The 21026-nt window shown below is 39.6% G+C and carries 22 protein-coding genes and 4 tRNA genes; 7 read left to right on the plus strand and 19 right to left on the minus strand.

Going from position 1 to position 21026, the window contains the following annotated elements; genetic code table 11:
• Positions 1–78: 78 nt before the first annotated feature.
• The 10 genes from H6799_00525 to polA form a co-directional block, all read right to left on the minus strand.
• The gene (locus H6799_00525; GenBank protein USN97579.1) at positions 79–393 is read right to left on the minus strand and encodes a hypothetical protein; all 315 of its coding nucleotides are present in this window, start codon (positions 391–393) and stop codon (positions 79–81) included.
• Positions 394–427: 34 nt separating this feature from the next.
• Positions 428–1066: a hypothetical protein gene (locus H6799_00530; GenBank protein USN97580.1), complete on the minus strand. Its 639-nt coding sequence runs from the start codon at positions 1064–1066 to the stop codon at positions 428–430.
• A gap of 104 nt (positions 1067–1170) precedes the next feature.
• The gene (locus tag H6799_00535) at positions 1171–2169 is read right to left on the minus strand and encodes an ATP-binding cassette domain-containing protein (protein ID USN97839.1); all 999 of its coding nucleotides are present in this window, start codon (positions 2167–2169) and stop codon (positions 1171–1173) included.
• Between the two features lie 1023 nt (positions 2170–3192).
• On the minus strand, positions 3193–3534 hold the full coding sequence (locus H6799_00540) for a DUF4234 domain-containing protein (protein USN97581.1): 342 nt from the start codon (positions 3532–3534) through the stop codon (positions 3193–3195).
• Between the two features lie 40 nt (positions 3535–3574).
• Positions 3575–4513, minus strand: a complete 939-nt coding sequence (gene holA, locus H6799_00545; GenBank protein USN97582.1) for a DNA polymerase III subunit delta — start codon at positions 4511–4513, stop codon at positions 3575–3577.
• 105 nt (positions 4514–4618) lie between these two features.
• Positions 4619–5482 carry a bifunctional DNA-formamidopyrimidine glycosylase/DNA-(apurinic or apyrimidinic site) lyase gene (gene mutM, locus H6799_00550; GenBank protein ID USN97583.1) on the minus strand — a complete coding sequence of 288 codons (864 nt, stop codon included), beginning with the start codon at positions 5480–5482 and terminating at the stop codon, positions 4619–4621.
• Between the two features lie 29 nt (positions 5483–5511).
• Positions 5512–5763, minus strand: coding sequence for a hypothetical protein (locus H6799_00555; GenBank protein USN97584.1), 252 nt, complete (start codon positions 5761–5763; stop codon positions 5512–5514).
• 87 nt (positions 5764–5850) lie between these two features.
• On the minus strand, positions 5851–6153 hold the full coding sequence (locus H6799_00560) for a hypothetical protein (protein ID USN97585.1): 303 nt from the start codon (positions 6151–6153) through the stop codon (positions 5851–5853).
• Between the two features lie 184 nt (positions 6154–6337).
• Positions 6338–6568: a hypothetical protein gene (locus H6799_00565; GenBank protein ID USN97586.1), complete on the minus strand. Its 231-nt coding sequence runs from the start codon at positions 6566–6568 to the stop codon at positions 6338–6340.
• Positions 6569–6603: 35 nt separating this feature from the next.
• A complete protein-coding gene (gene polA / locus H6799_00570; protein ID USN97587.1) occupies positions 6604–9267 on the minus strand; it encodes a DNA polymerase I in 2664 nt (887 codons plus the stop codon).
• Positions 9268–9311: 44 nt separating this feature from the next.
• Here polA and H6799_00575 point away from each other — a divergent pair, with 44 nt between their 5' ends.
• Positions 9312–10085, plus strand: a complete 774-nt coding sequence (locus tag H6799_00575; GenBank protein ID USN97588.1) for a YaaA family protein — start codon at positions 9312–9314, stop codon at positions 10083–10085.
• Between the two features lie 130 nt (positions 10086–10215).
• Here H6799_00575 and crtI read toward each other — a convergent pair whose 3' ends face one another.
• Positions 10216–11556 (minus strand): phytoene desaturase, encoded by a 1341-nt coding sequence (crtI, locus tag H6799_00580; protein ID USN97589.1) that lies wholly within the window; start codon positions 11554–11556, stop codon positions 10216–10218.
• Positions 11557–11718: 162 nt separating this feature from the next.
• Positions 11719–11803: transfer RNA gene (locus tag H6799_00585), tRNA-Leu, on the minus strand.
• A 112-nt stretch (positions 11804–11915) separates the two neighbouring features.
• Between H6799_00585 and H6799_00590 the strand changes: the two genes are divergently transcribed.
• From H6799_00590 to H6799_00605, 4 genes are all read left to right on the plus strand, one after another.
• Positions 11916–11990, plus strand: a tRNA-Glu gene (locus H6799_00590).
• Positions 11991–12183: 193 nt separating this feature from the next.
• Positions 12184–12260 (plus strand) — tRNA-Val (locus H6799_00595).
• 11 nt (positions 12261–12271) lie between these two features.
• Positions 12272–12766, plus strand: a complete 495-nt coding sequence (locus H6799_00600; protein USN97590.1) for a nucleotide exchange factor GrpE — start codon at positions 12272–12274, stop codon at positions 12764–12766.
• 22 nt (positions 12767–12788) lie between these two features.
• Positions 12789–12865, plus strand: a tRNA-Ala gene (locus H6799_00605).
• A gap of 17 nt (positions 12866–12882) precedes the next feature.
• On the opposite strand, the gene H6799_00610 is transcribed toward H6799_00605, so the two are convergent.
• Genes H6799_00610 through H6799_00620 form a run of 3 tightly spaced genes read right to left on the minus strand, consistent with a single transcriptional unit; the run spans position 12883 to position 14291 of the window.
• Positions 12883–13725 (minus strand): hypothetical protein, encoded by an 843-nt coding sequence (locus H6799_00610; protein ID USN97591.1) that lies wholly within the window; start codon positions 13723–13725, stop codon positions 12883–12885.
• Between the two features lies 1 nt (position 13726).
• Positions 13727–13915, minus strand: a complete 189-nt coding sequence (locus H6799_00615) for a hypothetical protein (protein ID USN97592.1) — start codon at positions 13913–13915, stop codon at positions 13727–13729.
• Positions 13893–14291, minus strand: a complete 399-nt coding sequence (locus H6799_00620) for a hypothetical protein (protein USN97593.1) — start codon at positions 14289–14291, stop codon at positions 13893–13895. Before H6799_00620 ends, H6799_00615 begins: the two co-directional genes overlap by 23 nt.
• Before the next feature lie 78 nt (positions 14292–14369).
• On the opposite strand from H6799_00620, the gene H6799_00625 reads away from it, so the two are divergent.
• On the plus strand, positions 14370–15170 hold the full coding sequence (locus H6799_00625; GenBank protein ID USN97594.1) for a hypothetical protein: 801 nt from the start codon (positions 14370–14372) through the stop codon (positions 15168–15170).
• Here the strand turns inward: H6799_00625 and H6799_00630 are convergent.
• The 3 genes from H6799_00630 to H6799_00640 all read right to left on the minus strand — a co-directional run bounded on the left by H6799_00630 (position 15103) and on the right by H6799_00640 (position 18879).
• Complete coding sequence (locus H6799_00630) at positions 15103–16005, minus strand: PAS domain-containing protein (GenBank protein ID USN97595.1); 903 nt, start codon at positions 16003–16005, stop codon at positions 15103–15105. The two genes, H6799_00625 and H6799_00630, sit on opposite strands and share 68 nt — an antisense overlap.
• A 177-nt stretch (positions 16006–16182) precedes the next feature.
• On the minus strand, positions 16183–18387 hold the full coding sequence (locus H6799_00635) for a trypsin-like peptidase domain-containing protein (protein USN97596.1): 2205 nt from the start codon (positions 18385–18387) through the stop codon (positions 16183–16185).
• 6 nt (positions 18388–18393) lie between these two features.
• Entirely contained in the window at positions 18394–18879 is a 486-nt protein-coding gene (locus tag H6799_00640; protein ID USN97597.1) for a low affinity iron permease family protein, read from the minus strand.
• A gap of 102 nt (positions 18880–18981) precedes the next feature.
• On the opposite strand from H6799_00640, the gene ung reads away from it, so the two are divergent.
• Positions 18982–19668, plus strand: coding sequence for a uracil-DNA glycosylase (ung, locus tag H6799_00645; protein USN97598.1), 687 nt, complete (start codon positions 18982–18984; stop codon positions 19666–19668).
• Here ung and H6799_00650 read toward each other — a convergent pair.
• Entirely contained in the window at positions 19634–20863 is a 1230-nt protein-coding gene (locus tag H6799_00650) for a hypothetical protein (GenBank protein ID USN97599.1), read from the minus strand. The two genes, ung and H6799_00650, sit on opposite strands and share 35 nt — an antisense overlap.
• Positions 20864–21026 lie beyond the last annotated feature (163 nt).

Consider the following 21026-nt stretch of genomic DNA (forward strand, 5'->3'; position numbering starts at 1 on the left):
CTTTATAGCAAACTAGAAAATTTTAAAAACCGGAAGATTAAATCTCCCGGTTTTTTTCTTTGATAGAAGATACTGATCTTACTCTTCAAATTCTAGATCTATGCCACCTGATGTTCCTGCTACAACGTTAAAGACAAATCCGTGAACATATCCAACGGCCCATCCGAGTGCAAAGTAGACAAGTGGTACTACCACAATTGCGACTACTCCAGCAGTTAGGCCAAAGGCCATTCCGGCTAGAACGCTTGAGGTAGACTTGGCTAGCTCAATTGTACCGGCTAGGCTATAAAGTACCGCTACTCCAAGTCCAACGATTGCCGCAAAAGTCCCTTCGAACATAGCCACTGAGCTGGCTTTAAGTCCGGTTAGTTTTTTTGTTGATGATTTTGCCATAATAAATCTCCTTTTAAATTTTATGAACTTTTATTTATCTTTTACTACTAGACCTTGGAAGTCCGAACTCGGCTGCAAGTGATGCGATTTGCGCTTGAGCAGCAACCATTGATCCACCAAACCAAACTAAGAACCATAGGAATGACTGACTCATAGCCTCTAGTGAAGTTTTTACAACTCCATTATCAGCGAGTTGAGCGACAGTTAAATCTCCTGTAATCAGTAGCGCGCTGGCTAGAATCATTGCGACTCCTACATAAGAAGTTAGGTAGATCAAGAATGCCTCGGCAGTAGGATTGCGAAGGGCGTATTTGACTCCCCAAACTAAACCTGCTACATAGAGCATAAAGACTACGAAACCGTTCTCTCTTAAGCCTAGTGCAATACCTAAGAATGCCAGGGCATTTGCTACTACTAGACCCATCAGTACAACGACGGCTAGGTCGAAGAAGACGTAGGATAACACCGCAAGTAACAATCCGACTGCAAATGAGACGAACACTGCGACTGTTGTACTAAGTGCGCCTGTACCAAATACGGCCTGAACTCCAGTAAAGCCAACCATGACTCCTGCAAACAAGCCGAAAAGTGGTAACAATGTTTTTGCGACGCGAGCTCCAAGCGTTGCGCAAAGCAAGCCTACCGCCAGTAACGCGAAAGCGAATAGAACCATATTTTCTCTCCTCTTTTTTAAACTTAACTGAGGTTAATTAAACTCCCGAGCTTAGTTAAAATCAATGAATGTTGTGTTAAATATCTTACTGAACTTTTTGTTGCTTAATCTTGGAGCAATCCTCCACTTTGGTGGGACCATAGTTTTTTATAGAGTGGTGATGATTTTAACAATTGGTCGTGAGGGCCAGAGTCTACTACTCTCCCTTTATCTACTACGATTATTCTATCCATTTTGCGGATTGTTGAAAGACGGTGCGCTACAACTACAGTGGTTCTATCTTTCATTAATTTCTCTAAGCTTTTCTGGATATAGCTTTCAGATTCTGAGTCGAGAGCAGATGTTGCTTCGTCTAAAAGTAGAATTGGGGCATCTTTTAGAATTGCCCTAGCAATTGCAACACGTTGGCGCTGACCTCCGCTGAGCTTAACTCCGCGCTCACCTACTAAAGTGTCATAACCATCTGGAAGTGATTCTATAAACTCATCAACATAAGCCTGTTTTGCGGCTGCCTTAACTTCTTTAAGCTTAGCGTTTGGCTTAGAGTAGCCAATGTTTTCTGCAATTGAGCGGTGGAAGAGTGCGGGATCCTGTGGAACGTAAGCTATCTGCTGCCTTAGTTTTGATTGGATTACATCTTTGACATTAATGCCATCTATTTTGACTGCGCCAGAATCTATATCATAAAACCTTAAGATTAATTTTAGTAGAGTCGACTTTCCTCCTCCACTTGGGCCAACCAAACCGATCTTTTCGCCTGGTTTAATTGTTAAGCTAAGGTTTTTAAACAGATGCTGTTCGTCTTTTATGTTTTTATTAGGTTTGTCTTCATCTTCTTTAAGCTCCTCGGATGCATTAGTGTATTTAAAACTTGCATCATTAAATTCGATCTGCCCTTTTTCAATCTTCAATTTAACAGGATATTGAGGATCTTTAATCTCAGGCTCCATCATCATAATCTCAGCCATCTCAAAGGTTGAATTATAAACCTCCTGGACATTAATCTTATAGTTACTGAGTGCGCTTATCTTGTCCACCAAGCTTCCGGCATAAGAGGTCATTATTAGAACCATTGCCAGATCGATCTTATGGTTTATATACATAAAAATTGCGAAAAGCAAAGCTACTATTGTAAAGAACTGACCCACATATCCCGTCGCCCTGCCAAGAACATTGCTGAATACCATAGCCTTAGACTTAGCATCCGTAAAAACTTTTAGTGGTTTCTTCACGTTTCTTATTTCATACTCTTCTGCACCTTCAGACTTGACCACATCTACGGACGAGATGGAGTCAGCCAAGAAGCCCTGAAACTTGGTTATTGCCAATTGCCGTTCTTTATTTAATTTTTTTCTTTTAGGTTTAGTGGCCAGGACAAATATACCGAAAACTGCCGAAGTCATTATAAATGGGATTAAGAGAATGAGACTCTTAGAGCCTACATAGATAAAAACAAGAGTCATGGTCACAATTGAAGGTATAAGGTTATAGCTATATTCATTCAATAGGGCTTGAAAACCTATCGCGAATGAGCCTACCTTATTAACTATCCCTCCCGTAAAATTATCAGCAAAAAAGCTTTTAGACTTGGTTAATATGACTTCCTGAGATTCTACAATAAGCTCACCCTGGACTTTAGTACTAACCTTAGACCAGATATAATCTGTAAGCCCAAAAAGAGTGAATCGGGTAAGGTGAAGTACTAGAAGAATAAGTATTACAGGGATTATCTCTAGCAGCTGTGTGTACTTACCCTGTGTAGCCCTTTGAATAAAGTTAGAGTATATTATGGGAGTAATATTTATGGCTATGATATTCCCCAAAAGGAAAAATAAAGGAGCTAGATATCCCAACTTGTTTTGGTTAAGTTTCTTTAGGTAGTAAGATCTTGTAAATTGATCCGCGCTCTTATTGCTCATTTTTTTATCATTCATAATCTTTTTGATTTTAGCGGGTTTGACATTGTTTGAATAGTCTTGTTTTGTAGTTATTGATTATGTTATAATCTTAAGCAAGTTAAAGAGCTCCGTTTTTGGAGCTCATTTTATGTTTTAGAGATCCTGAGACCGTGGCATGTCGCCATGACGTGCGAGTTCAGGATGATTCTTGCTATGTTTTAACTATATTTATGATTCTATAGACTTCCTAGCTCCGCCCTCAACTGGTTTGCCACCAGCCATCTTGTTGAACTCTGTCTGTAATACAGCCTGTCCAACCACGCTTGCTAAGAACAGCAACAAGAAGCTTACGCCTGCTGTGTACTTGCCTTTAGTAACCTGCTCAACTCCTTCGGAGTACTTCCAGAGCCACCAGATATTCCCAATTGGGACGATTAGCCACCAAGCGGTTGGAATGTCTGCCCCAAGCCCGTTCATCTCTCCTTTAACTTTGACCTGCCAGACGATCCCATAAATCCCAAGTGTAATTAAAGTAAGTGCTAACGATTTCCAAATCTCTCGATATTTCATATTAATTATATTGTATTAAACTTAACTTTATTATTGGAAACTATAGCACAGTAATTTGCATCAATGCAGAATCTAGCATTGGCCAAGGTTCTGTTTTGTTAACTGTTTTTAAAGATAGATCAAGCCAGTTTATGATTTTAGAAATGTTAAGAGACTTTTGTTTATTAATATTTTGAGATCTAACAAGCTTAGCTTGTTGAGAGGCTACAAATGGGTGGATACCGATATCGCCAGCTATAGACTGAAGTGATTTACCAGCTTCATTCCCTAAAGCTACAGCAACAAGTGAGTGGGCTTGAGAGCATAATAGAGCCACTATCTGATAGGGGTCTTCCCTAAATAGCTCAAGCTCTTTTAAGGATTTCTGGAATTTTTTAGAATCTTTTCTTAGGGCAGATTCTAGCAAATTAAAAGCTGTTTCGGAGCATGAAGGAGCTAGAAAAATATCTAAATCATCTTTATCTATAGACTCTTTTTGGAGGTGAGAGAGTTGATTTAAGCAAATCCAGATCTCCTGCTGATCTTGATTTGTTCTGATCATTAGATCTTGCAAAACGTCATGAGAAAAAGTAAAGCCAAGTTTTTTTGATGTTTGCGTAATCCAAGTTTTAAGCTTAGCTTCTGGCAGGCTTTGGAAATCTGTAAATCCGGTGTGTTTTCGAATTTGTTTATACTCGTTAGTTCTTTTGTCTAGTGAGTTTATTAATAAAATTATCTCATTAGGATTATGCTCTAAATTTGATTCAATAATTTTATTAAGTAGATTTAAGTTATCTTCTAATCTTTTGATAATTATTAGTTCTTTAGTGGCGAACAGTCCGGAGGATGATATATCTGATATAAAAATGTTTGGACTTTGCTCTTCTGCCGAGAACTCTCTTACAGAGTATTCTCCATTTTTTTCTATAAATTCTTTCTTAAGCTTAGATACTTCTAAGCGTTTGGCAAAAGTATTTTGGCCATAAAAAATCTTCAACATAGTTAGCTCTTATTTTACATCTAATCTGCACCGCGCCAAAGCCCGAGGACTTAAAGTCGAGCAGGTATAATTTATTTTCTAAACAAAGTAATTTAGTATTGGATTCTATATTTTCTGGCACTTAGGGCAAATGCGGGTTCCACGCCCAGCTGCGACTGTTCGAATTAATTCTGTACCACATCTTTTGCAGGGCTTACCTTCTCTTTTATAAACGTTTGCAAATGTGAGGTATGATCCTACTTTGCCGTCTACCTTGATATAGTTGACAGAAGATGAACCGCCTTTCTCGATACTTAAGTTTAGTACTGCTTGGAGCTCTGTAAAAAGATTCTTAAGTTTAGATTCTGGAATCTCGGAGATCTTTTTTTGAGGATGAATCTGAGCTGCCCATAAAGATTCGTCGGCATAAATATTGCCCACTCCGGCAAGAACGTTTTGGTCTAAAAGCTTAGCTTTAATCTGGGCTTTTGGAAATCTATATAAAGCTTGCTTAAACTTAATGTAGTCTATCTCCAGAGGTTCAGGACCTAAGGATGAAATGAATTTATGCAAATGATGTTCGTCTGAGGGGATTAACTCTACCCAACCAAATTTTCTAACATCGTTAAAAAAGAGTTCAGAATTATTATCTAGCTTAAAGTGAATTCGAGTTGTTTTGTCTGGAAGTTTAGAAACTAGTGAATTATTAGGATGGCCGGCTCCATACTGAAGCTTTGAAGATTTATAAACTAGCTGCCCAGTCATCTTAAGATGAATTAAAATTGAATGCTCAGAACTTAAGTTTATGATGATCAGCTTGCCGCGACGTCTTGCAGTAATAACCCTAGAGCCTTCAATCTCTTTTTTAAAAATCTCAAGTGGAGTCTTGATTGTTTTTGGCCAATCAAAATCAAAAGATTTAATTGTATGTCCAACGAGATGTTCATTTAGACCACGAACAACGGTTTCTACTTCTGGTAGCTCAGGCATACCTTAAGTTTAGCAAAAAGGTTACTTATTTAGACTTGAGAGCCTTCCAGCTGAGCCCTTAGACTTTCAATGGCTTGTCTCACTTCTGGAGCGAATACGACGTACTCTGAATCAACTGGGTGTTGATGACCATTTGGACAGGTTGCATAAAAAACGATTGTCTGAGCTGTTTTGTCGATGTGGACGACATCTTCTCTGCTTACTTCGAAGTATCCAGTATTACCGTGACAGTTGTCACAGTGCATCCTAAATGTTGGTTTTTCTACTATTAGATCTCCCATGATAAATTCTATCTGTTTTTACAATAGTATTAATAGTTTACTTAATATCGAGATTATAGCAATCTTTGTGCTCAGGAGTCAACTTGGCTAACTTGTGTATGGATTCGTCGGCTCAAAAGATGCTAATAGGTCTAGCCATCTTTCATCAGTGGCTGCAATGAATCCGGCTATTTGAACATGCTCTGATGGATTAAAAATGGCATGAGGGTCACCGACTCTTCTGCCGAAACCGTCAGTTCCTAGCGTTAAGAAGCTAGGAGACTCACTAAACGCCTGGGATGGGGTCCTATTTGAACCATAAGGCCCTAGGTCAACTGGGGTAACCGTTGGTTTCTCTAAAGAGCCGCCTTTATTAATCCCGATCAATCTAAGATGTGTTCCTCTGTACATAGTTACTCTTTCGTCTTACCATATCATTGCGTTAACCAAAGGAATACATATTTCTGCAAGCTGATTTTTTGGTCGCGGGTATGAAGTAGATCCAGGAGTTAGGGTAGCATCACCTAGATTTAATGGTGGCACTTCAAGGCTATCCTGCGGGTACTCTTCACTATACTCGCCAGTGCTATCACCTTTATTGAATATAATTACATAAAAGATCTCCTGCCACCTCGCCCGCAACACGTACTTGAGCAACGCTCCGGGCCGTATTTGGTTTAAGAGGCGTTAGCTTCGGATTTGCTAATTCAACCCCTTCGCTAGCACCTACGGCTATATCCTTTCCAAGGAGGCTCGATGCTCTCTTGACCTTTTCTTCTAATGTTTTAGTTGCTGTATCAAATGTATATCTTCCCGATTCAGTCATATCGTTTATTATATTAATGTAGTATGTGTCAACAGTTATAACTCACCCAAGCTAGTGGCGGTTTTTGCGTCAACCTTGAGCTTAACTCCTAGATCTGGGGCAATCTGTTCCATTTCTTGTTGCATTAGTTTGGCAACTTTTTGTGCACTACTCTCATCAACCTCTACAACAATGCTGTCGTGGACCTGTAAAACTTGCTCGGCTCCTTTTGGTAATACTTTACTAAGCTTAATCATGGCGAGTTTTGTTATATCCGCACTTGTTCCTTGGATTGGCATGTTTAGTGCGGCACGTTCTGCTGCGGCTCGGATATTAAAGTTGACAGATCTGATATCTGGAGTTGGTCTTCTTCTGCCGTAAATTGTTTCGACATAGCCCTGCTCTTTTGCTTGCTTTATAAAATTATCGGTAAGTTCAAAAAGCTTTGACCGTATCTCTTTATACTTAAGTAGGAAGATCCGTGCTTCTCCATCTGTCATTCCAGTTACTTGAGCTAGACCGTGAGCTCCCTGTCCGTAAAGAATACCAAAATTAACGGCCTTTGCGTTATAACGCTGCTCTTTTGTAACTTCGCTTTCTGGAATTCCGGCAAGGCTTGCAGCAGTTGCCGTATGGATATCGTGATCTTCGTTAAAAAGTTTAATTAAGTCTTTGTCATCAGACATAGCTGCCGCAATACGGAGTTCTACCTGAGAATAGTCGGCGGAAATGAGTGTTTTACCTTTTGGTGCTTCAAAAATTGAGCGGACTTCTCGACCGAGTTCTGTTCTAGCAGGGATATTTTGCATGTTAGGGTCGGCTGAGCTCAAACGCCCAGTTGCAGCGACATTTAAATTGAACGAGCCATGGACTCTGCCATCTTCTTCTGAAATAAGCTTAGGAATAGGATCGAGATAAGTGCCTTTGAGTTTAGTGATTTGTCTATATTCTTGGATAAGAGAGATTATGGGGTGAAGTAAAGCCATCTTTTCGAGTTCACCAGCCGCAGTCGATAGGCCGGTCTTCTTCTTTTTGACTCCAGTCGGTGCAAGACCTAAATCTTGGAATAAAACTTCGCCGAGCTGTTTTGGGCTAGCAATATTAAATTCTTTGCCAGCAAGTTTATGAATTTTTTTTGTGAGCTCATCAATTCTTCGTTCAAACTTTTTAGTGATTGTGGTGACTTTTTTTTGATTAACATAAAGCCCGGATCTCTCCATTTGGACTAGAGTTGGGACTACCGCTTGGTCAATCTCTTCTTGAACTTCTTTAAGTTTAGGGAGTTTTGAAAGCTGATGAACTTGCCTTTCGTAAAGCTCATTTAGCGCTTGGTTTATTTCTGGAAATACTGTGTCTAGATCTTCTGGGGGCAAGTCTTCTTGAAGCTTAAGCTTAACCTCTTGAGCTGCTAAATCTGTAAGGGTACTTGCGCGTGAAAGTGAGTTTAAAAGGAAAGCTACAATTTGCAGATCATGATGAACAGGAAGATTAGCCAGCCCGCCAAACTTAAGTTCAGCAAAAAAATGTAGAAGCTTTTTAGAATCGTAAGTTACAACCTTTGTTTTTGAAAGCAAGTCTTCTAATTTATCAAGATCTTTAAAGTCTTGAGGATGAATTATGAAGCCTTCTTTTAGATTTTGAGAAATATAGAGACGCTTAGAGTTCTTGCCAAACTTACCTTCTGAAACGCAGTAAAGATAGGTTGGTTGATCTTGTTTAATATCCAAATCATTTAAGTTATTTACACTTTTGAGTTTAAGAATCGCTTTTTGTGCGACTTTTGAGCTTTCGATAATATTAGCTTCACTTAGGGCTCCACGGTCTCTTAAAAAGCTTGGGAGATTTTTTATAAGAGTCCTGAATTCTAAGTTCTCCATTGTGGTAAGTAATTTAGAGGCATTGGCCGGGACTCCATGCATGTGTTTAATTTCTTCTTTAAGTTTAAGGGGTGCATCGAGCATGATTGTAGCGAGCTCTTTGGACATAAAGGCAGAATTTTTGCCGGATTCCAACTTGGTTTGATACTTTGTCGGAACCTTCCAGAGGTTCTCGTAGATGTTTTCTAGAGTTTTATACTCGTTTAGAAGCTCGCACGCAGCTTTAGGACCAATGCCAGCAACGCCTGGAATGTTATCTGAGCTATCGCCAGTGAGAGATTTATAATCTACAAATTGTTCTACTTGGATCCCGTACTTATCTTCGAATGCTTTTTGGTTAAACTTTTGGATGTCTGAAAAACCTTTTTTGATATTTAAAATCTCAGTGTTCCCATCGTGAATTAACTGGAGCATATCTAGGTCTGAGGTAATAAGTTTAGTCTGCAAGCCAAACTCTTTTGCTTGGTGAGCGAGCGTGCCAAGGATGTCGTCCGCCTCGTACCCATCAAGCTCATAAAGAGGCCAGCCAAGTACTTTTAGAAAATCTTTTAAAATTGGGACTTGCTCGTAAAAATCTGGCGGAGCCGGCTTTCTGTTGGCTTTGTAGTCTGCATAAATCTCTTTTCTTTTTGCGGTATTGGTTTTAGATTTATCCCATGCGACTGCTACAAAATCTGGCTTAAGTTTAGCAATAATTTCTAATGCTAGAGTAGCAAAGCCATAAACCCCTCCCGTGGAGACTCCATCTCTTGTAGAGAGATTCGGCATTGCGTAATAACCACGATAAAAAACTGATTTGCCATCAATGATAGCTAATGTCTTACCTCTTAGATCCTCACTCATACAGTTTTAAGTTTAACAGAGAAACCTGCTAAGCTTAAATATTAATGATTACTCTACTTGTTTCTTCTAAGACGATGCTTAAGAAAAATGTTGATTTTAAGCTCAATGGAACGAGCCCTCTTTTTGAAGCAGAAGCTAAAGCACTTAATGCTAAATTAATTAAGCTTAGTGTTAAAGACTTACAGAAGTTAATGCATATCTCTGAGAATTTAGCTAAAGAAACTAAGCTTAAGATTGATAATTGGAAAGATGCGGAAGCGTGGCCAGCCTGGCTCTATTTTAGCGGAGATGTTTATAAGGGCTTAGTTGCAGAAAGCTTAGACCAAGAAGATTTTTTTTGGGCACAAGAAAAAGTCTGGACTCTATCCGGACTTTACGGCATCGCAAGACCGCTAGACTTAATTAAGCCTTATAGATTGGAGGCCGGATTTAAGCTTAGCGTCGCTAAAAGTAAGAACTTGTATGACTTTTGGGAAGATAAAATATCAGCTCAGATTAATGACAAATTTGTGATTAATCTTTCTTCAGAAGAATATATAAAATTGATTAGAAAAAGTTTTAGGGGCAAAATAATTACTCCCCTATTTTTACAAGATAGAAAAAAAGGTGATAAATCAGAAGTTAAGTTTGAGGCAGTTCATGCTAAAGTTGCCAGAGGAATGATGGCTCGATGGATTATTAAAAATAGAATCGACGACCCAGAATTATTAAAAAACTTTAATGAGGATAACTATGTCTATTCGGACAAGAAAAGCACAGAGCTTGAACCAGTTTTTATAAGAAGAGCTGAGGGCGTGATGAAGATTAAAAAAGACTAAAGCTTTGCTTCTGGTCTTTTACCAAGGGCGGCGTAGGCGGCAAGCTTTCCTGAGACAATCGCAAAGCCTACACTTGATCCCGGATTAGTATCTTGTCCAGCATAAAATAAATTTGAGAGTTTTTTAGATTTTAAACGAGGTCTTTTTGGAAGATTTGATCTTTGTATTGGGCGAGTCCAGCAATTGAGCCTCCAGGTGCATAAAACATACTCTTGAAGTAACTTGAAGAAATGATATGCTCCGTTACAATTGCTCCTTGGATGTTGACTCCAGTAGCCACTGAGATTTTTTCGTAAGCTTGAGAAATTAATCTCTTTATAGCAGCCTCTTCGTCTGATAAACCAGCAGGAATTGGAATAGTAACTGTTAGAACCTCTCCCCCATTTGGCGCCAAGTTTGGCTCAGTGAATGTTGGACATGTCACACTAAATGTGCCAATTTGGCTTGGCCAGGCTCTTATATTTAAGTCTGAGCTACTTGGATTAGTAAAAGTATTGTGATGCAACAAATTTGGTACTTTTTGATTTAAGCCCAAAGAGACAACGATCGCCGACGGAGAATATTGTTTAGATTTCCAAAAATCAAGGCTATAAGATTGGTAGATCGGCTCGAGCATGCTTTCTGAATTTAAGTAGTCAGAGGCTGAAATGACCACATCGGCCGGGATTCGTTCTCCTAAATCTTTTATGACCACAGCCGAAGCAACCCCGTATTGGACTTCTACTTTCTCGACCTCATAACCTTCGTAGATTTCAACTCCAAGTTTTTGGGCCAGACTTCTAAAGCCTGATACAACTGAGCTGAAGCCCCCTTCTGGGTACCAAACTCCTTGGTCAAAAACTGTGTATGGCAAGAATGAGTATGCGGCAGGAGTTCTATTGGCTGTGCCTCCGAGAAAGTGGCTAAAGCTATCGGCCATAGCCTTGCCGTCACGAGACTTTATAAACTCGGCATTTCTAGAAGCTATAGTGCCTTTTGGTAGTTTAAAGATTGTGGAAGATACTTTTGGTTTTAGCTTTGACAACTTGCTAAGCCAGTCTTCTTGCATAAGACCAAGCTTAAACCTAGAATAGACTACTTTTGATCTGTTTAACAGTCTTTTGAACCCGATTCCATCACCATGGTTGAACGAGTCAAGCTGATCAGCCATATGCTCCGGCTCTAGGGCATCAAAATATTCACCTTCTGGAGTAAAGGTTCTAAAGGCAGGACTTAAGCGAATTAGTTTATAATGATCTTCCGGGCTAGTCCCAAAATCTTGGAAGAAGTCTTCGTATAGGTCTGGCATGATGTACCAATTTGGACCGAGATCAAATTTGAAACCGGCATCTTGGGCGGCCTGTGCCCTGCCTCCTATTTTTTTATTTTTTTCTAAAAGAACAACACGATATCCGGCACGCGCCATGTAGCACGCTGCCGAAAGTCCGGCAAAACCCCCTCCAATTATAACCGCTTGTTTAGATCGTGCCATTAAATCAGCTTCCCACCAAATAGATTCTTATATGCTTAAGCTTAACTATATCATTAGTTTTCGCTTAACTTCGCTTATTTTAGTTTTATTCTTATACCGGACAAGTCGCTTAGGCCATAAATAAAATCCGGCATAGTTCTTAGATTCAAGAACGAAGCCGGATGGTGGGCGAGAGAGGACTTGAACCTCCACACCTTGCGGTACATGCTCCTAAGGCATGCGTGTCTACCAATTCCACCACTCGCCCATTTTGTTAAGTTCTATATGATTTGGTCAAACAAAACTAATGTATCTATTTTATCAAAATAAGGCCTTAAATTGAACCACCGGGGTGATATATGGTAAAATAGGCTATTAATGGTCCCGTCGTCTAACGGTTAGGACACCAGGTTTTCATCCTGGCAACCGGGGTTCGATTCCCCGCGGGATCACCAGTCTTTGCATAAAGCTTCGACCGGCAAAAAGCTAAATCCGATTTTGGACTAGGCAAAGAAATCCTTAACTATTGTTAAGGTTAGCACCCCTCAATCTTATAGTTAGAGTGCTTCTAGGAATAGAAGGGTGTGAGATTCTCTCTCAAAAGATAGGATGTTTGTGTAAAATGAGAGAAGGAGTTTAACAATTTGTGGGTGATTAGCTCAGCTGGCTAGAGCACCTCGTTTACACCGAGGGGGTCGGGGGTTCGAGTCCCTCATCACCCACCACCTTAGACATTATGGAACCAGTTAAAAAAAAGAAGGCTAAGTCCGAAAAAAATTCTTCCAACAACGGAGGAGTGTCAGAACTTGAACTTAAGATAAACGAACTTACCGAGGCTCTTCAAAGGGAGCGAGCTGATGCTCAGAATCTTATTAGGAGAGCTGAGGAAGAGAAGATTAAGCTTAGTGGATTTTACAAGGCGCAGGTTATTAAAGAATTATTGCCAGTTCTCGATGCAGCTGAAAAAGCTTTAGAATTATCTTCCAAAGAGAAGTTAGATAAAACCTCTGAGGGAATGTCGGCAGTCTTAGTTAAGCTTAAGAAGACTCTTGAGAATTTAGGTCTAGAAAGAATAGAAGCTGAAGGTAAAAAGTTTGACGAGAACCTTCATGATGCGATTTCTATCGATGAGAGCAATGGCGAAAGAGATGTTGTGACTAAGGATATGCAAGCCGGATATAGGCTTGGGGATGAGATATTGCGCCACAGTATGGTCGTTGTTAGAAGATAACAGCGTTATAATAGAAGGTATTGGGGTATTAGCTCAGTTGGTTAGAGCGCTTCGCTGGCAGTGAAGAGGTCAACGGTTCGAATCCGTTATACTCCACCAAGAAATCATTTAATTGATTAATTTATATCTACGTCCGCGAACTCTCCTGGGATATCGAAAAGGCCGAGCATTTGGTCGTTTACTTGTCTTCCATAGAGAGCTTCGCAGACCATTTCAGCAAAAGCGATGTCATAGACACCAGCCCGTTTATTCTTTTCATAGCTATCGAATAGTCCGGCTTCTCGGTCTCTGTCCGCGCGTTCCTTGAGTGATGGCATGTGTGCTTCGTACATAAAATCATGAAACTCGGATGGTAACGTTCCACTTGCGCTAGCTAAAAGCACAGGTGCATCTTCTTTAACCCCTAGTAACCCTTCTGGATTGAATGCTATTGAGCCAATATGAGGGTGTGTGCCCTTGCGACCTATTCTGTTTAGCCTGTTTGCTACATACCTGTAACCTTCTCCAGAATGCACTTGATTATGACCCTTAATGTCTCTTGCTATAGCAAGCCAAGCTAATTTATCTAAAATATAAGGGAGTGCGGGACCATATCGCTCTTCGACCTCACCCGGCCTGTTGACATAATGGACGACTTCGCCGTTAGCAGTTGTTGTGAGACATGAGCCAGTGCCTAACCACGCCCTATGAGAAGGTGAGTGCATAGATGCTAGACTCCCACCGGCCGACTTTCTTACTACATCAAAAGTTTTATCTGCCTCAAAACAATCTAAACCATATTTACCTGAGTTATAAATTGCGAGTTCTCTGATAAAATTGTCCTCAAATCTATCAGTTTGAGCAATTTTATCAGCTTTTTCTCGAAGCTCTTTAACTGCCTCCCAACGAGTATCTGAATTACCTTCAAATACTCTTGGAAGATCTTCTAAAATTAAGCTTTCTGTCCTATTTTTTGCCATACTAATTTAAACTTCCTCCTTTAAAAATTACTTGCATCATAGAGGATGATGGCTTCTCAACGAATTTTGGATCGACTACTGCTTGGTCACAAAAGCCAGAGAGCCTAAATACTTCAATCTCCTCGTTTCTTATATGATCTCCGATAGGCCAGGGAGCATTGATAGTGTCAGCGGTAACCCTTCCTGGCATAAATCCAGTTGCCCCCAGGAGGAAACCCGAACACCCCAATAGCTCGTCCACCTTCGAGAGCAATGCCACCAAGATAACCTTGCATTGGCGCAATAACATCACTAGCCACCAAGTTCCTTAGCCATTCAAGAGATGTATTTGCTATATGTGCCAGATACTCATCGTGCCTGATTCTTCTGAGTTGCGCAGTTGTCGATGATGGCATCTCCAGGTATATTGAGTTGATAAAATTCCTTTTTAATATTTCAGATACATTATCTTGATTAGCAACTTCAAGTATTTCGCCCTTTGCTTCTTCCAGAGCATCGACTGGATTATCTCCTGCAGATCTTATACGGGCGTGTTGGTCTAAAATTGTTTTTTCTAAATTATTCATACTAAAGAAACTTGTATATTTTGTTGTTGTGGTTGTATATTGTTGCATTTTATTGTTATATATGCTAAACTGTTCACTATGTTGAACAACAAAGACGATATCCTAAAATACCTAACAGCTTACGGTCTAACTTCTGACGAAGCGAAGGTTTATATCGCTCTTTTAGAAAAACCTTTGAGTCATTTAGAGGTTGCTAGAAAAACGGGAGTTAATAGGACAAAAGTTTATCGTATTGCTGATGATCTAGAAAAACTTAGTTTAGTGAAGCAGGAGCAACTTGATAGTGGCAAACTACTTTGCGCTTCTGAGCCTAAAAATCTGGAAGTGAGCTTAGTTAATAAAGAGGAAGAGGTCAAATCAAAAAAGATTATCTTAAATGAACTATTGCCCACTCTCTCTCAAATGTTTGACTCACAGGAAAACGATGCCAGGTTTAGTGTTAGCACTTATGAAGGTGTGGCCGGAATGAAACAGATGCTATGGAATGAGCTAAAAACAAAAGGAGAAATCTTGGTTTTTGGTAGTGGTGTCTTAGAAGATTTAGTGGGCTCTAAAAGGTGGGCTGAAGCACATAGGCAAAGGACTTTAGATGTAGACTACACAATTCGTGAACTAAACAACCATGGTAAAAAACCGATAAACTTTACAAAGAATAGTAACTTTTATAAAAATTTTAATAGAAGGTTTATCGGCGAAGATGTCTTAGGTCTAGAACAACAAATTGTAGTCTATAACGACACAGTTGGCTTCTATCACTGGAGAGATGATCAAAAGGTCGGAGCCGAGATACATAACAAAGCCTTTGCCAACACTATGCGGCAGATGTTTGAGATGTACTGGAGTCTCGCTGAGCCTCTAGAGGTCGAAAAGCAACAATAAAGCCTTGTTTGTCTCCGGGCTCAACTATAAAGTCTGGTGTGAAGCAAGCTTTATATTCTTTTTGTTTATCATCTTTAGACTTAAGCTTGGTAGTAAAAACGTAGCTTTCTTGTATTTTTAATTGATTAGAAAGTTTCTTATCATTAATCTCTAGGGTTTTTATTAAACTATTCCCAATTAAGTCTTCTTTTTTGTAGCCAAAATCAGACTTGCCACTAACCTCTAAGATTGTTCCTTCATCATCGATAATGAAGTCCCAGTTCTCCCTACGTTTTCTGTCTTTTTGAGCTATTTTAGAGAGTACTTTTTGCTCTTGAGAGTCTGCCGCCTCTTTTCCAGCCTCGGCTAAAACAATATATATGTCTTTACCCCCAAGATGAGCTGGTCTAATTAATACTGAGAAGATCTTTTCTTCATCCTCTTTTGTTAGAAGAGGGACAATTAGGGAGCTATAGGGATTGTTTGTATGTTTGTTTTCGGCAATACTCTCGATCCAAAATAGAGCAGTTAAGTGCAATTTAGGGTTTAAGAAATCAAGAAAGCTTTTACCAGTCACCTCCTCTTGTGCATAGCCCAGCGCATCAAATAGTCCTTGACTGACAGTAAGAATTGTTCCTTCTTGAGACATCGTAGTCATAAAGCTGGGATTATCTGCAGTATAAGCATTAAACTGCTGGAGATAAACCATACGTTTACAGCGACTACACTTAACCTCTATTAAGCCTGCAAGGAAGGCTCCTTTAAATAAAAGTTTGCCACATTCGCAACGCCATTCGTTGGATTCTCTTTTTGGTTGACGGTTATTCTTTGTTAGTTCAGGATTAGAGTCTGTCATGGTGTATTTTCTATTGGTTGATTTCTGAAAAACTAGCCAAAGAGAGATCCCGCTCTTTCGTGAAATTACTTTAAGAGTAAGGACAGAAAGTATATGCGGGACTTCTTTTTAGAATCTTTTAGAGTCTCTTTTTGGTTAAAGCACATTGTAGCTGGATGTGATAATTATTACAAGCTATTAAACTTGTATGTTTTGTATACCATTTTTGTCTTCATTGATATTCTTAACTCTTGACTGCTCAAGATATGCAGAATGTCTTCTGCCATGATTAATTATTAAAATGATGGCAAGAGTTAAGATTAAGATTCCGACTAGAGTAGCTATGGACGCAATAAGCACCGGGAAGTCTTTAACATCTTCAGTTTGGTCTGGTCTCTGGCTAATATAGGAGATGAGCGAGTCCACCTTCGGGTGATCAGGATATAATGACCTGACTTCTTCTAGTTTTATTAAAGCTTTTGAGTATTTTGCCTCATAAATTAGTTCAATGGCATCCTCCCAAGTTTTTTGTGTCGAGCTACTTTTGGCTAAACTTATATTCTTTTCGTAAACAACCTCCTTAAAGTCTGCAATGTCCCTGATGTAGTTATATACTCCATCACCTTCTCCTGAGCCATCAATTGTATATGTAGCAATACCGACAACTTCACCAGAATCGTTAAAGGCAGGACCGCCACTATTGCCGTGCCCAATGGTCGCATCCGTTTCGATAAGCTTGCTGTCAGAACCGCTGGCTGTTTTTATGGCAGAGACTTTGCCTGAGGTTAGGGTAGCAATTGACTGACTCGCCTCAACTAAAGGATTTGTGCTAGCGGCGCCTGGGTAGCCGATTATATTTAAGTTGCTGCCCTGGACAATACTGGAAATATCCCCGAGCTTAACGTTAGGATAATTAGAGCCAGATATCTTCAAAAGAGCTACGTCTGATGCAGTAAAGACTCCGGTCTGGGCCCCATCAACTTCCCTGTAATTATAGCCAATAAGTTCAGCTTTTTGAGTTTTTAGTGGAAGTGTATACTCCTGATTAAGCTTAGTAGCTTCGAGAAGCTTCGAGAGATCCGGCTGCTGCTCTCCCAACCCGACTAGTATGCTCTCTGATTTATTGGAGGCTGTAACTCTGTTTGTAGGGATTTTATAAAACTTGTCGATAGCTATTTTTAGCTTGTCCTTATTAGTGGAGCCGGAGTCTAGATCTGCTTGCGTTAAGCCTGAAGCGCTTGCTAATTGAGAGAAATAGAATGAGTTTCCGTTATTGATCTGCTCAAACGCGTACGTGATAGCAATACTTAGTGGGTCATTTACAACTACGTGACCGTTTGTGGCAAAATAGCCGTCACTGCTGACCAAAAATCCGCTGCCTGTTGTTGCGCTACAGCTCCGTGGAATAAATATCTTACTGTTAAGATTGATATCCATACAGTAGAAGTTGTAGATCTTTACTACTGCTGGGCCATAGAGCAAGCTAATTCTTTCTGACGGGTTATTCTCGTTTAAAAATGATTGTGCGTTAGTGCTTTTTGTAAAAGTCAGTCTATCAAGTAAAGACAAAGTGGAGCTACGGTCAGTTACTATTTGTGCGCTGTCGTTGGTTTTAATTTTAATATTTAATGAGCTTGGGGCAGAAAAGCTAAGAGAATCTAAAGCTTCTTCAAAAAGAGATAGCACTTCATCCTCAGAGTTAAGGCCACTGTTTACGACAACCGTAAAAGGTGAGTTATTTACTAATCCGGTATAACTTATTAAGCTTAAATCAGATGCTAGCGGTTGCTTGTGCTTCTCATTATCTGAAAGGGACCAGTTTGATTTTAGAAAATCTAGGCCATCGATCTCTTCTGTTGAGCTGCTTTGTAAAACGAAATTTGGATAATCAACGCTAACATACTGAGCCTCTAGCTTCGCCAAATCTGCTGATACACCCAAAGGGTTATCCTGGTAATACTTTAAACTTATGTAACCACCTGTGAGTCCTGTAGTATTCGAGTTAGATGATGGGGATATCTTTATCGTGGAGTATGGTCGGGACTCGTTAAGCTCTTTACCAACGTAAATTGAATTTGTGCTTGAGTCTAGACCACTCGCCTGCAGCCTAAATGAGTTATATAATAGAGAAAACCCGAATGAAGATATTACTTGGTCTGATTGATAACTAGTCTCCTTGTCGTTTTCTGGATCTATAAATTTAGTAATTAAGTCTTTTGCTGATCTTAGAGCATTGTTATTGTTAAGCTTAATTGAGTATAAAGAAAGTAGCGTAAATGTTATTATTGCTACTGATAGAATTAATAAGCTAAGGTGTCGTTTTCTGAAGGCTTTTGAGTGATGAGACTTTAAATCCTCAGCTTTATAACTTCTTTTTTGTTTTTTAGTCGGCTTCTTAGCCATAAATTATTACTTCTTTCTTACAGGATCTTGAAGGCCGTCACCATCTCTATCTTTAATCTTACTCTTATCTTTTTTAAAAATATGTAATCTATGCTCATTCACCTCTTTTTTTTGAAGTCTCTCAAGTTTTTCTCCTGTGACTTTGCTGGACATAATTGCGAAGTGCTCTTCGAGCTCAACTAACTCCTGGTCGGTGCGACTGTCGAGATCCATGAATGCATTGCTAGCGTTCTTTTGGGTTCTAATAAGTTCGTCGAGCTTTAGATGAATCGATTTAGAGTCTCTATTCTGGGTATTTTGAATCAAGAAGACCATTAAAAAGGTAACCACAGTTGTACCGGTATTTATTACTAATTGCCATGTGTCTGAATAGTTAAACAGAGGACCAACAGACGCCCAAATTAACACGACTAACACTGAGAGTATAAATGCCGAAGCCTTGCCTGTGGCATTAGATATTTTTGTAGAGACCTTATGAAAGAAATCACTCATATTTAGTGTTGCTCTTATTTATTGTTATTGTTAATTTACTTAAGCTTAATCTTATCATAATTTGTTAAGATCTATAGGGTAAAGACTATTGAAATATTTGCTATGGAAGCTCCGATCGATAAAACATGGAAGTTAGCCCTAGGTGCTGTATTTAAATCTAAAGAGTTTAAATCTTTAGCTTGTTTTATTAAAAAAGAATACTCTAGCAAGAAGATCTACCCCGAAAGCAAAAATATTTTTAGAGCCCTGAACTTAACTCCGCTAGATGAAGTAAAAGTAGTAATAATAGGCCAAGATCCTTACCATGGATCAGAAGGCGGATTACCGCAAGCGCAAGGTTTGAGCTTTTCGGTTACAGAATATATTAAGAATCCACCGAGTCTGCAAAATATATTTAAAGAGCTTGAAGCAGAATTTAATAAGAAGCCCGAAGCTGAGATTAAGTTTAATGGAGACCTAACAAGTTGGGCTAAGCAAGGAGTTTTACTACTTAACTCAACTCTAACAGTAGAGGCTGGCAAAGCAAACTCTCATGCAGATTTAGGCTGGGAGAGCCTAACTAATGAGATTATTAAACTCATCTCAAACAAATGTGATGGAGTAGTTTTCTTGCTTTGGGGAGCCTATGCAAGAAAAAAGAAAAAACTTATTGATGCTAATAGACACTTGGTTCTAGAGTCTGCCCATCCATCCCCATTCTCAGCATATTCAGGATTCTTCGGGAATAATCATTTTAGAAGAGTAAATGAGTGGCTCAAATATCACGGTAAAGATGAGATTGTTTGGTAGTTAAGTACCCAGAGATCATCACTAAACTTAGACTAAAAAGTAAGCTTAGAGTTTGAGGCTGTCCTGTTTTTGCTAAGCTTAATGGATAATTCTGTAAGGCTTCGATCCTTGGATCTTGAGAACTAGAAGCATTAGCAGTAGACACAGGGCCCGCACTTAGCAAAGAAGAGGCGATTGGTGTTTCGAGGTCATGAGGGTCTGCTGGATCTGTGATAATTGTTTTTGCCTGGAAGAAGGCCACAGTTGGCCCTATAAAGCTAATGTGCTCAGTATTGCCGTTGTTATTCTCTGGCTGGTCCGGAAAGTTATCATCGTCTCCTACAATAATCAACATTCTTTTTACTAGGCTTAAGATTGAATCTGAGCCAGAACTAAATCCGATAAATCTAGTTGTATTGTGCCCACATCCCATTTTGTTGATAAGATCTGTAGTCGTATTTGCTGTGCCACAAATTGATTGGTCTAGGTCTCCGTTCGTAATCCAGTTATTTGGCGGGATAGTGCGCTCTAAGATTAACTCGTCATTGGGGTTAAAAATACGTAGAAGTGCAGGAGTACCATTGCCATCCGTTCTAGTCTCGAGATCGCCGAGCCAAACTCCGAATGCCTGAAGCGGTTCTGAGAATGTGAATAGTAGGCCGTTTCTGTAATTATTCTGATCTCCGAACCCGTTTTGAGACTCGTTAGCATAATATTGGCCAGCAAACTGATTGGGTATGGGAGCGAAATCTTGCATAGTGTTGCCATTATAAGTATTGGCTCCGGAGCCTGGCAGATCGAGCTTGGCTTTATATTGATAGCTATCTGAAGAGCGAACTCCAAGATCATTTTGGGTACTAAGATTTCTAATATCGACATTATCGGCTGTGACTGCAACTTGCTCGTTATTTAAGTTTAAAAAAGTGTATACATTTGGTGAATCTGGGCTGATCTGTGAAGTAGAGACTTTGAGCTCGGTATCCGGCTCTTTAAGCTTATTTAGACTTGATATCCACTCGTCATCTAGAGTATCACTTTGGTTAAAGGCCTCTTGCTGGCCAGTTCTCTTTTGGGCTGGCGTTGTACCCCAAGCTCCAACCTCTTCGGAGATAAATATATTGAGATCTGGGGTAGATTCAGCAAAGACTGATGGGTCGCTGACTAAGCTTAATAATAGAACTAAAAACGGGACGAGTAGAATTCTTGATTTGGTCATACGGCAATACTTTCTGGAAAATTTAGGAGATTACTTACACTTAAGCTTAAGTGATTTGTGATGATAAGTAAAGTGCTAAAATAGAAAATGGCCCTGCTTTTTCTGAATATTTATATGTTCAGGGAGTTCAATATTCTGATGAAGCCCTCGTGCGGATTCTATG

Source organism: Candidatus Nomurabacteria bacterium (genome assembly GCA_023898665.1).
Taxonomy (GTDB): Bacteria; Patescibacteriota; Saccharimonadia; order Saccharimonadales; family HK-STAS-PATE-42; genus HK-STAS-PATE-42.